The 12481-nt window shown below is 35.6% G+C and carries 10 protein-coding genes; 4 read left to right on the plus strand and 6 right to left on the minus strand.

Features of this window, described 5'->3' with window-relative positions; translation table 11 throughout:
- Positions 1-382: 382 nt before the first annotated feature.
- Entirely contained in the window at positions 383-3250 is a 2868-nt protein-coding gene (locus tag C7D53_RS14330; RefSeq protein WP_106917427.1) for a M16 family metallopeptidase, read from the plus strand.
- A 148-nt stretch (positions 3251-3398) separates the two neighbouring features.
- Here the strand turns inward: C7D53_RS14330 and C7D53_RS20960 are convergent, their stop codons facing one another.
- Positions 3399-3539: a hypothetical protein gene (locus C7D53_RS20960; RefSeq protein WP_162926180.1), complete on the minus strand. Its 141-nt coding sequence runs from the start codon at positions 3537-3539 to the stop codon at positions 3399-3401.
- Between the two features lie 159 nt (positions 3540-3698).
- Positions 3699-5837 carry a S46 family peptidase gene (locus tag C7D53_RS14335; RefSeq protein ID WP_106917137.1) on the minus strand — a complete coding sequence of 713 codons (2139 nt, stop codon included), beginning with the start codon at positions 5835-5837 and terminating at the stop codon, positions 3699-3701.
- A 341-nt stretch (positions 5838-6178) separates the two neighbouring features.
- Between C7D53_RS14335 and C7D53_RS14340 the strand changes: the two genes are divergently transcribed.
- Complete coding sequence (locus tag C7D53_RS14340; protein WP_228422361.1) at positions 6179-6664, plus strand: copper resistance protein NlpE; 486 nt, start codon at positions 6179-6181, stop codon at positions 6662-6664.
- Positions 6665-6700: 36 nt separating this feature from the next.
- On the opposite strand, the gene C7D53_RS14345 is transcribed toward C7D53_RS14340, so the two are convergent.
- Entirely contained in the window at positions 6701-7348 is a 648-nt protein-coding gene (locus C7D53_RS14345; protein WP_106917139.1) for an MgtC/SapB family protein, read from the minus strand.
- A 200-nt stretch (positions 7349-7548) separates the two neighbouring features.
- On the opposite strand from C7D53_RS14345, the gene C7D53_RS14350 reads away from it, so the two are divergent.
- Both C7D53_RS14350 and C7D53_RS14355 read left to right on the plus strand, forming a co-directional pair.
- Positions 7549-7947: an immunity 22 family protein gene (locus tag C7D53_RS14350; protein WP_106917140.1), complete on the plus strand. Its 399-nt coding sequence runs from the start codon at positions 7549-7551 to the stop codon at positions 7945-7947.
- Between the two features lie 94 nt (positions 7948-8041).
- Positions 8042-8353: a hypothetical protein gene (locus C7D53_RS14355; protein ID WP_106917141.1), complete on the plus strand. Its 312-nt coding sequence runs from the start codon at positions 8042-8044 to the stop codon at positions 8351-8353.
- Positions 8354-8481: 128 nt separating this feature from the next.
- Here the strand turns inward: C7D53_RS14355 and polA are convergent, their stop codons facing one another.
- The 3 genes from polA to tssD all read right to left on the minus strand — a co-directional run bounded on the left by polA (position 8482) and on the right by tssD (position 12403).
- Positions 8482-11316, minus strand: coding sequence for a DNA polymerase I (polA, locus tag C7D53_RS14360; RefSeq protein WP_106917142.1), 2835 nt, complete (start codon positions 11314-11316; stop codon positions 8482-8484).
- A 144-nt stretch (positions 11317-11460) separates the two neighbouring features.
- On the minus strand, positions 11461-11892 hold the full coding sequence (locus tag C7D53_RS14365) for a hypothetical protein (protein WP_106917143.1): 432 nt from the start codon (positions 11890-11892) through the stop codon (positions 11461-11463).
- Positions 11893-11989: 97 nt separating this feature from the next.
- Positions 11990-12403 carry a type VI secretion system tube protein TssD gene (tssD, locus tag C7D53_RS14370; RefSeq protein ID WP_084086641.1) on the minus strand — a complete coding sequence of 138 codons (414 nt, stop codon included), beginning with the start codon at positions 12401-12403 and terminating at the stop codon, positions 11990-11992.
- Between the last annotated feature and the right edge of the window lie 78 nt (positions 12404-12481).

Below are 12481 nucleotides of genomic sequence, written 5' to 3' on the forward strand. Positions count from 1 at the left end.
GTGAATGTGGGTGGGTGTTCACAATCTATATTTATATATACGACATCTTCCATAGCCCTGATAGCAACGGTTACCCCGCAGCAGGGATCGGGAAGCGGGTGGACCTGGATTGGGGACGCCTGGCGCGAGGAGTAGAAGTGAATAGCAGGATAAAGCTCCTGAAAAGTTTTAGGACTTGAAAGTAGAAGTACTGGAGAATATGAATGTGGTGATAGGATATTATTATTGTCTACTAGGGATAAATATCGCATTCTTAATTTGTGATTCAGGTTTTCAACTATAATAATAGATGTAATAGTCATAAAAATCGGGGAACCTTTTTTTTTGATTGCTTACATTTGTATCACATTCTTATTCTACAAGGAATGAAATGAGCTTATATATGACAGACAGAAGATATAAAGAAACGATTCATACAGATAACAATCAATACGAATATACTGCAGTAACACACGATGAGAATAAGGTAAGAGCCTATACATTGAAAAATGGTTTAAAGGTTTTCCTTGCTCAAAATTTCGATGCACCAAGAATACAAACGTTTATTCCAGTGAGAACGGGGAGCAATAATGACCCTGCAGATAATACGGGGTTAGCTCATTATCTTGAACATATGATGTTCAAAGGTACCTCTAAGCTAGGTACTCAAAATTGGGAGAAAGAGAAAGTACTTCTTGATCAGATCTCAACGCTATTTGAAGAACATAAAGCTGAACAAGATTCTGAAAAGAAAAAGGAAATCTATAAAAAGATTGATGAAGTTTCTCAGGAAGCCAGTCAATATGCCATTGCTAATGAGTATGACAAGGCTATTTCTTCACTTGGAGCGAGTGGAACTAATGCCCACACCTGGTTTGATGAAACGGTTTACAAAAATAATATTCCTAATAATGAACTTGAAAAATGGCTTAAAGTAGAAAAAGACAGATTTTCTGAGATTGTACTTCGACTTTTCCATACTGAGCTGGAGTCTGTGTATGAGGAATTCAACAGAGCGCAGGATAATGACACAAGACTTGTCAACTATGAACTAATGGCAGCTCTTTTCCCTACTCACCCTAATGGACAACAAACTACGCTGGGCAATCCCGAGCATTTGAAAAACCCGTCTATGCAGGCCATCCATAAGTATTTTGATGAATATTATGTTCCTAATAATTATGCCATGGTTTTGGTGGGAGATCTTAATTTTGAGGAGACCATCCAATTAGTTGATCAATATTTTGGAACTCTTCCCTATAAGGAGTTGCCGAAAAAAACACCAATTGTTGAAGAGCCTATTACCAAGATTGTAAAAAAGACTGTAAAAAGTCCTACAACTCCAAGGGTTCAATTAGCCTGGAGAACTGACAGCTATGGAACCAGAGAAGCAATGCTTGCAGATGTTCTTGCCAACATTCTGAGCAACAGAGGTGAGGCAGGACTATTGGACCTTCACATCAACCAGACTCAAAAAATGCTTTGGGCACAGGCTTTCTCTGTAGGTTTAAAGCAATATGGTTATTTTTCCATTGTGGCTGTTCCCAAGGAAACCCAAACTCTGGAAGAAGCCACTGAAATGGTTTTAGCGGAAATTGATCTTGTAAAAAAAGGTGATTTCCCAGACTGGATGCTTCCTGCAATCATCAATGACTTTAAACTCCAAAGAATGAAAGGCCTTGAAACATCGGAGGGCCTTGCCACTACTCTTTATGACATTTATATAAAAGGGAGAAGCTGGGAACAGGAACTGAATGAAATGGATGAGTATGCTAGCTTTACAAAAGAAGATATTATCAATTTTGCCAATGCTTTTTTCAAGGATAACTATATTGTTATTAATAAGGAGAAAGGGGTTAATGAAAGGTTAATAAGAGTTGAAAACCCAGGCATTACTCCTATTAAAATAAACCGTGATACACAATCTGAGTTTTTAAAGGAGATATTATCTGAAAAAACGGAAGATATACAACCTGAATTTATCAACTATCAAAAAGAGATTACTACTGATGAAGCTAAGGGTAAGAAATTAAGCTTTGTAAGAAATAAATACAATGATATGGCCCAGGTACACTTTATATTTCCTTTTGGAAGTGATAATGATAGGGAGCTGGGAATTTCTACGCAATTACTGCAATATTTAGGAACTCATGATCTTTCTCCTGAGGATTTAAAAAAGGAATTTTTCAAAATCGGGGTAAGCAATAATTTTAAAACTTCCAATAATCAGTTGCTTATCTCTCTGAGTGGATTGGAGGAGAATATTGAAAAAGGAATTTCTCTTTTGCAGAACTGGATGTATAATGTACAGCCCAACCAGGAAATCTATCAGCAATTTGTAGGAACTGTTCTGGAAAACCGTCAGGCTATGAAGCGGGATAAAAACCGTATTATGACAGCACTCATCAATTATACCAAATTGGGAAGTACTTCACGATTTACGGATGTTATCTCTAAGGAAGAGCTTGAAGGCAGCAAAGCTGAAGTATTCACAGACCGTATGAAGTTGCTTTTCAAATATCCTTATCAGGTTTTCTTTTATGGAAAGGATTTTGAAAGATTCAAAGGGTATATTGGCCAGTATATTGAGGAAGAAAGTCTTCAGATGCCGGAAGCCAGACAATATCCTGAACCTGCTACAGGAGGAAACGTTTATTTTACAGACTATGACATGGTTCAGATGGAAATGAGTAAGATTGGAAAGGGAGATCTGGTTAATCCGTCTCATTTTGGAAAAATCAATGTTTTTAATGAATATTTTGGAAGAGGATTATCTTCAATTGTTTTCCAGGAGATCCGTGAAAGTAAAAGTCTTGCTTATTCTGCCTACGTCTCCTACGCTGCCAATGCCGAATTAAAGCATCCGGATTATATTACAACTTATATAGGAACCCAGCCGGACAAGCTCATGATTGCTGTGGACACGATGAATGAACTGATGAATGAACTTCCTGAGGTACCTATCCAATTTGAAAATGCTAAGAATGCAGCTCTGAAACAAATTGCATCAACCAGAGTTATCAGAAACAATATTTTCTTCAATACTTTAAATCTCAAGAAACTGGGTATTTATCATGATTTCAGAAAAGATATTTATGAAGAGATCCAAAGTTTGACATTTGAAGATATCAAGAAGTTTTATCAAACAGAAATCAAGCCTGTACATTTCAATACAGCCATTATTGGTAAAAAGGAAAACCTTAACATGGAAGCTGTTGGAAAGATGGGAACATTTACAGAACTTAATCTAGAAGATATATTTGGGCATTAGAAAATGGCACCCATTAAAAACAAAAGATCCCGGAATAACCGGGATTTTTTGTTGATATTTAACAAACGAATTTTTTACAACTTCTCTGACATTCTTTTCTACATTTTGATAGGAATAGAAACCATAAATGGTATCAAAACTGATCTCTTCAAATCGCTTTTCTATTCTTTTTAATTTCAATCTGCGGGAAAGGAATTTTGTTTGGATAACTTCTCATTGTTGCAAAGTGCTTCATGGATGGGGATAAATACAGGGTATCTCCTATTAAAAGACTTCCTTCTTCACTCATCCAGAGAATTTCAATAATTGAACTTCTTTCGAAATGCCCGCCAATATTATGGAGTATTAATTGAAATCTTAAATATCTTTTTTAATTTCAATAGGTTACAAGGCATCCCTAAAACAAAAAACCTATTTAATTTTTGATTAAATAGGTTTCTGTAATTATTTATTTGATCACTTTCATTTCATCAACTAGCCATTTTGAATCGGCAAATTTCTCAATGATGAAAAGGATATATTTTGTATCTACCATAATGTTTCTACTGAAACGAGGATCGTAGTTAATATCACTCATAGTTCCCTCCCACTGCCTGTCGAAGTTCAATCCTACCAGATTTCCATTCGCATCCAGGGCCGGACTTCCTGAGTTTCCTCCTGTAGTATGGTTGGTTGCAGTAAACCCAACAGGAACATCACCAGTTTTGTCTTTATAGATTCCGAAATCTTTTTTATTGTAAAGTTCAATCAGCTTCTTAGGAACATCAAATTCATAATCTCCCGGAACATATTTTTCCATTACTCCAGCCAGGTGAGTCTGATAACCGTAAGAAACTGCATCTCTTGGAGCAGATCCTTTTACTTTACCATACGTTACACGAAGGGTTGAATTTGCATCCGGGAAGAATTTTCTGTCTTTATCAGTTTCCATCTGCTGAGCCATAAACTTCTTCTGCATAGCATCAATTTTTGCCTGAAGTGAAGAAAATTGAGGATCAGCGGTCTTCGTATAGGTTTCTTTCATGGAAACATACAATTGATAAATAGGATCTTTCTTTAATGTTTTGATCAGCTTATCCTGATTAGAGAATGCTTTATCAATATCTGTAGTTAAGGTCCCTCCATTTACAGCAGTTCTTCCTGAGATGATAGAGTTTTTAGACATCTCTTCCACTACAGGAATATTTGCATTTTCATCTTTATATTTGTTGAAACCTGCAGGTAAAAACTGTGGTGCCGTTTTATTGGCATATAAAGCTAATAATTTTGCTGTTACTCTTGCATCCAGTTCTGCACTGTAGTCCTTATAGAAAGAAGTTAGCTTTGTTTTTAGCTTTGTAAGTTCTTTCTCATCCATTCTGCCTGCTTCTACGGAAGCTACAAAATCATAATAGTCTCCTGCCAGCTTTAATGTCTCTGCATTTTTTACCACTTCTGTATAGTAAGCATTGTTTAATGCATAAGGAGCCTGATCATTGTAAAGTTTGTTCAATTGATCTAAAGTAGTCTTGATTTCAGGATTTTTAGAAACTAAAGAACCTTCATACATTACTTTTTTCTCAACAGCATTGGATTTCTTTAATCCTTCTACTTCACCGATCCATTTTTTCCAGTAATTGGCAACAGAGGCATACTTTGAAGCATATTTAATACGTGTTTCACTATCTACACGCATTTTTTCATCCAATGTCTTTAAAGCTACATCACGTACAGCAATTCTTGCAGGATCAATATCTTTCATAATCTTCTCTACCGCTATTGCAGGAAGATATTCTGTAGTTTTTCCAGGGAAACCGAATACAAATGTAAAATCGTTTTCGTTTTTATCCTTTATAGAAACCGGTAAATAATGCTTTGGAACGTAAGGTACATTGTCTTTGGAATATTCTGCAGGCTTATTGTTTTTGTCTGCATAGATTCTGAACATTGAGAAATCTCCCGTATGTCTAGGCCAAACCCAGTTATCAGTATCACTTCCGAACTTCCCTATGCTTTGAGGCGGTGCCCCTACAAGACGGATGTCCTTATAGGTTTCTATGGTGTAAGCGTAGTACTTGTTTCCATAGTACATTGGCTTTACCATGATGGACTGATAAGATTCAATTTTCTGAGAGTTTTTATACACCTCAATATTGTTATTGATTCTTTTGGTAAGTTCAGGTTCTGTAAGGTTATCTGTTCCTTCCAATACCTGGTCTGTAGCTTCTTTTATATCTACAATAAAGTCTACTTTCACTCCTGGATTAGGAAGTTCACCATTGGTATTTTTAGCCCAGAATCCGTTTGAAAGAAGATCGTTCTGAACGGTAGAGTGTGCCTGAATCTGACCATAACCACAGTGGTGATTGGTCAACAACAATCCTTTTGGAGAAATAATTTCCGCGGTACATCCACCGTTAAACTGCACTACAGCATCCTTAATGCTTGGCTTCTGAGGATTGAAAATATCCTTAGCAGAGATTTTCATTCCCAGATCCTTCATTTCCTTTTCATTCAGTTCTGTAGGAATCCACATTCCTCCATATTGTTGTGCAAATGCCATTGCAGCCGGCAAAAGAAATACGGATAAAAGTATCTTTTTTGTCATAATCAAAATTTTGCCCGAATTTACGAAGAAAAATAGGAATAGTCCCCATAAAACGCCCGTAAAAGTTGATATAAGTATTTTGTATGATATAAAATATGCAATGTATTAATAAATATAGAAGTAAAAGGTTCGGAATTAGAATTCCTCCCAATAATTTTAAGATATATAATCAACATCTTTGCGTTACAATTTTGACTGTAAGCATTAGATGTCCTTTTCAAGGCTTTGAAAGTCTATTTCGGGGTTTTATTTATTTTTAATTCACGGTCCTTTTTTTCTATTTCATTGGCTTAGTTTTTGTTTATGGCTAGTCAGTTTAATATTTAAATCAACTATTTATTATGATGAAAAACAAAATGTTTATTTTGGGACTAGGAGCAGCTTTGTTTCTAGCTTCTTGTTCTAAAAAGGAAACAGTTGAAACCTCTGGCACCTCTACAGACTCTGCAACGGCCGTTCAGCCAGTAGCAGACAGCATCACAAAAGCGACCCCCACAGCGGCTGGTGACACTTCAGAAAATGCTCTTGACTGGAATGGTACCTATGAAGCAGTAGTTCCTTGTGCAGACTGTCCGGGAATCAAGACTTCATTAACCTTGAATGATGATAAAACATTCAGCATTACTGAGGAATACCTTGAAAGAAATTCTAAGAACCAGGATAAAGGATCTTTCACATGGGATACTACGGGAAGTATTATTACTTTAAAAGGAAAAACGGCAAACTATAAATATAAGGTGGGTGAAAATATGCTTATCCAACTGGATATGGACGGCAAGGAAATTGACGGTCCAAACAAAGATTTGTATGTATTCAAGAAGAAATAAAAATAAAGGCTTAGGCCTTTATTTTTTTGCTTTATTTTAAAATTGATAAGCAATTATTTTAGGATCCTCCATCAGGCACCTAATCACTTCCTCATGATGATTATTTTTTCCTGTAAGTCTCCAGGTAACGGTTAAATTCCCTTGTGTATACTGTTGTTTTATCATCAAATATTTTAAATGATGGTCTTTGAAAATAGTTTCACAATGTTTAAACCCTATTGAATCTGTTACGGCAATTTTATATTCCCTTACCTTATTATAGTTATCAATGAAGCTTTGAAGATAGGTTAATGCACTCAGAACAATCAATACCAAAGCTGTTCCTAAAAGTGAAAAATAGACATATCCTGAGCCTACGGCCATTCCTATTGAAGCTGTAGCCCAGATGGTAGTTGCTGTGGTAATTCCCTCAATTTTATTTTCTCCTTTAAATATTACTCCTGCTCCTAAAAACCCTATTCCCGTGATAATATTCGCTGCTAACCGATCCGGATTGTCTACTCCGATTTTGATGGAAAGTATGGTAAACAGACAGGAACCAAAACATACCAAAATGAAAGTACGAAGCCCCGCAGATTTGTTACGGTATTCTCGTTCAGCCCCGATCAGTAATCCCAGAATTACGGAGATAAAAATAAGAAGCAGTTCATTTTTGACTGTATAATGGTCCTGAAGAAATTCCATTTTTAAATATTTTAACCTAAGAATAAATTTACAATAAAAAATTTTACAGAACTATTTTTCATTTCCAGACTTTATACGGTTATGAAAAAATTGATTTCAAGAAAAAACTTTTGTAATATTACATTTCAAATAAAAAAGCAGGTACTGAACTTGCATTTTTAAGGACAAATAGAGAATTCAGAAATTAACAAAAATAAATTATGGACAAAGAAACTTCTCACTTCTGGCTGGGATATTTTAAAAATGAAGATGACTTTTATGAATTTGTAGAAGAGGATGAAAATTATTACCTGGAAGAGGAAAATGATGATCAGTACGTTTCAAAATTTGCAGAATCTCAGGGAATCAAATGGTTTGACGATGATTTTATAGAATATGGATTTGAAGATGAAAGATTAGGACTTTACGAAAAGTTTTCAGAGTATTCTTATGCAGATCAATGGCTTCCAATCCTTGAGGAAAAACTTAATAAAATGGGGTTAGATACCCCTGTAAATACGATCGTTTTTGCCAGTAGATTTGTTATTCCTAATCCTGTTTCTGTAGACGGGGAAGAAAACAAATTGTATTATGTTGGCGAAATTGAGTTTGATGTTTAAATAACATCACAAAAATTAAAAACCTGGTTGTATTTTTCTATTATAGCCAGGTTTTTTTATCTAAAATAAAACCTTTCTCTCAAATTAATACACCATGGCTAGCGCAAAAAAGGGACTTAGAAAGATTATTGTTGCTGATGATGTTTTTTATTGGAAAATAAGAAAGAAGATTTCACACAATGAAAAACATAATATTGAATATGAAATTCCTGTACAACATGAAAACGATGGACAAATTCTTCTAATCAATATTGGTTTTTGTAGGTCTGAATCTTATGGGCTAGAATCTATGGAAATCACTCCCAGTCTTATCAAATCCAAAATAACTGAAGCCATAGAACTTGGCTGGAAATATCATAAACAGGGAAAGCCTGTAAAACTGATCAACAAGGGGTTATTTTTTTGATAGAAATATGATGATTTTAAAACAAAAAACTATTATACTGTTTTATTTTCCTTTTACATTAAAAAAAAACTTCCGCTCGTAAGCAGAAGTTTTTTTCATTCAAAGATAAATTTGAAAGTATATTTTTATTAATGAGCTTCCAGCCAGTTATCTCCTACTCCAATCTCCACCAATAATGGAACCTGTGTTTTTAAGGCATTTTCCATTTCAGTTTTAATTAATTTTGAAGCGGCTTCAATCTCATCAGCGGGAGACTCAAATATCAATTCGTCATGTACCTGAAGCAGCATTTTGGTTTTTAATTGCTGTTCTTCCAGTTCTCTATCGATTTTAATCATTGCCAGTTTTACAACATCTGCAGCACTTCCCTGAACAGGAGCATTGACTGCGTTTCTTTCTGCATGACCTCTTACAACGAAATTATTGGAATTAATATCTTTTAAATGACGTTTTCTTCCTAAAATTGTTTCTACATATCCTTGCTGACGGGCTTTATTTACCTGTTCTGCCATGTATTCTTTCAGTTTCGGATAAGTTTCAAAATAGGCTTCAATCATCTGCTTAGCCTCAGTACGTGACAATCCTGTTTGTTCTGCCAATGCAAAAGCACCCTGACCATAAATAATACCGAAATTTACTGTTTTAGCCTGGCTTCTCTGGGTTTTAGAAACTTCTTCCAAAGGAATTTTGAATAGTTTCGCAGCTGTTGAAGCGTGAATATCTTCACCATCCTGGAAAGCCTTGATCATATTATCTTCTCCTGAAATTTCAGCGATAAGACGAAGTTCAATCTGTGAGTAATCGGCAGAAATAATCTTATTTCCTTCTCCTGAAACGAAGGCTCCACGAATTTGTTGTCCTCTCAATGTTCTGATCGGAATATTCTGTAGATTAGGATTCACACTTGCTAAACGGCCTGTAGCCGCCGTAGTCTGTGAGAAGTTAGTGTGTACCCTGTTATCATGTTTGTCTATCTGTGATGGTAAAGCATCTACATAGGTAGATTTTAGCTTCTGGTAAGTCCTGTATTCAAGAATATGTTTGATAATTTCGTGTTTTGAAGCTAATTTTTGAAGAACATCTTCTGAGGTAGCATATTGCCCCGTCTTTGTCTTCTTTGCCTTTGGATCAAGCTGCATTTTTTCAAACAGAATTTCACCCAATTGTTTTGGTGAATTCATGTTGAATTCTTCTTCTGAAAGTTCAAAAATCGTAGTTTCTAATTGTTTCAGATCATTTTCCAGGTCTATACTTTCCTGAGCCAGCCATTTTTCGTCAAGAGAAATTCCTGTCAGTTCCATTTTTGCCAATACTTCCATCAGAGGCATTTCTATATTGTAGAAAAGCTCTTCCAGATTTTCTTTTTTCAATTGTGGAGCAAATAACTCATACAATTGGAATGTTACGTCTGCATCTTCTGCAGCATAATCGGTCTGGGTTCTCAGATCTGCATCTCTAAAGTTTCCTTGTTTTTTACCTTTCTTTCCGATGATGGTTTCAATGGAAACAGGTTTATAGTTCAGGTATACTTCTGAAAGATAGTCCATACCGTGTCTTCCGTCCGGATTCAACAGGTAGTGGGCAATCATAGTATCGAACATGGCACCTTTCACGGTGATGTCGTACTGCTTTAATATTTTATAATCGAATTTTAGGTTGTGTGCAATTTTCAGAAGGTCTTCTTTTTCAAAAAATGGTCTGAAAATTTCCAGTGTTTGCAGAACTTCATTTCTGTCTTCAGATAATGGAATATAATATGCCAATCCTTTTTTGTAGGAAAAACTCATTCCTACCAGTTCTGCCTCCAGCTCGTTTAATGAAGTGGTTTCTGTATCAAAACAAACGGATTTTTGCTTCAACAGGTTTTCTACAAGTTTTTTCTGCGCCTTTGGATTATCGATGAACTGATATAAATGATCGTTGTGCTCTATGGAAGTTTTTGTAGTGGTCGCCTGATCCAGTTCTTCAAAGTTGGCAAAAAGATCAAGTTGCATTGCCTGTCCTTTTACTTCAGCACTTGTTGGAGTCTGCTTCACTTCTGCTTCAGTTTCTACCACGGTTTCTGCTGGTGCAGAGGCGAATGCTCTGTAAAGATTTTCATATAGTCTTCTGAATTCAATTTCTTCAAAGACTTCTTTTACTTTTTCAAAATCCGGAGTTTCAAGGTCGTATTGTTCCTGATGAAACTCTACAGGTGCATCACATATAATGGTGGCTAGCTTTTTGGACAAAATTCCACGTTCAGCAGAAGCTTCTACTTTTTCTTTAAGCTTTCCTTTCAGCTTATCGGTATTTGCAAGCAGATTTTCAATGCTTCCGAATTCTTTCAGGAACTTCATGGCAGTTTTTTCTCCTACCCCCTCCAATCCAGGGATATTATCTACTGCATCACCCATCATGGCTAAATAATCTATGACCTGTTTAGGGTCTTCAATTTCATATTTTGCCTTGACTTCTTCTACGCCAAGAATTTCAATATCTCCACCTTTTAAACCTGGTTTATAAATCTTGATTTTATCTGTTACCAGCTGTGCAAAGTCTTTATCCGGAGTTACCATAAAAGTGGTATATCCTTCTTTTTCAGCTTTGCAGGCAATGGTACCTATCACGTCATCTGCTTCATATCCTTCTACGCCCAGAATAGGAATATGCATTCCTTCCAGAATCCTGTGAATGTATGGGACAGCAATTTTAATGGCTTCAGGAGTTTCACTTCTATTGGCTTTGTAATCTGCAAAATCATCGGTTCTTACGCTTGCTCTTCCTACATCAAAAACTACGGCTAAGTGGCTCGGTTTTTCTCTTCTGATCAATTCGATCAATGAATTGGTAAAACCAAAAATTGCGGAAGTATCCAGCCCTTTACTGGTTAACCTTGGATTCCTGATCAATGCGTAATATCCTCTGAAAATCATCGCATAGGCATCGATGAGAAACAGCCTTTTATCTTGTGTTGCGTCCATATTATCTATAATGAACAAATATAAGAAAATAGGAGTATAATTTGCTATTTGTAGGGAGCGTTTCGAGTAGGGAAATTTTGAAATGCTGGATATAAAGCTGCCTTATTGGGATTAAATGTTTTAGCTCTATCTTCTAACAATAAACTAGCAGTCGTGATTTTCATAGTTCAGTTTTTCTATTCTGTCCTGATAGTTTTCCATTTCTTTTTTACTTATGGTTACTTTTTTCAACTCTACAGGAATCTGTTTTTTGCCATCCGGACTTATCCATGTTCCATTCATCATATCACCCTCTTTTTTTACAATCATCAGTCCTGTAAACCCCTCTTCTACCATCGCGAACTGTTGCTTCACTCCTTCTGTAACGCTAAGTTGTAACCAATTGCTTACTTTATCATACCGATACATTGCATCGTAGTAAGGATCTCCGCCACAACCATTTTCTATGTCCTGTATAAATAATGTTATGGACATTTTTCCGTTAATTGTTCCTTTATACAAGGTAGGATTGCTTTGTGCATTTAGGGAAATAGAGAATATTGTTATTGTTAGAATAAACAGAATTTTTTTGAGCATTTTTTAGTTTTTAGTGTTTAATGTATTTTACTGCAAAAATAAGACAGTATACCCAATGAGTATACTGTCTTGATTTGTTTTTTTAAGTGTTACCAGATTATTTACCAGATGATGGCCAAAGTCCAGCGTATTGAGAAGTACCGTAGTCAATTGTTTCAGCGCTGATTACAAAGCTGATTAGCATACTGTTGCTGTCAACTGCATCGAAATCTACTTCGTGCTGAATTACGTATCCGTTTTCCCAGTTCAAAGTGATTAATGTTCCTTCTTCGTGAGATTTGTTGAAAGTAATTTCTCCTTTTGTAGGCTTATATTTTCCGTTTAGTAAGCTTTCAAGGATGTCAGATTTTTCAGTAGCTTCTACTGTAACCTTAATTAATGCGTTAGAAGGATCTGATGCTACACGTCCTGATACATCTGTAGATCTAGAAACGCTGTAGTTCATTTTTAATAATTTTTGTCCTTCTCCTCCGTTGAATTTTAAAATTCCTCTTGAATTTCTTTCTGCCATGATTGTAAATTTTAGTCGTTAATAATATTTGTTATTCAATAATTGTAGAACAAAGATAAAGCCGTTGCAAATGAAAAA

Source organism: Chryseobacterium aurantiacum, from assembly GCF_003020585.1.
Classification (GTDB): Bacteria; Bacteroidota; Bacteroidia; order Flavobacteriales; family Weeksellaceae; genus Chryseobacterium; species Chryseobacterium aurantiacum.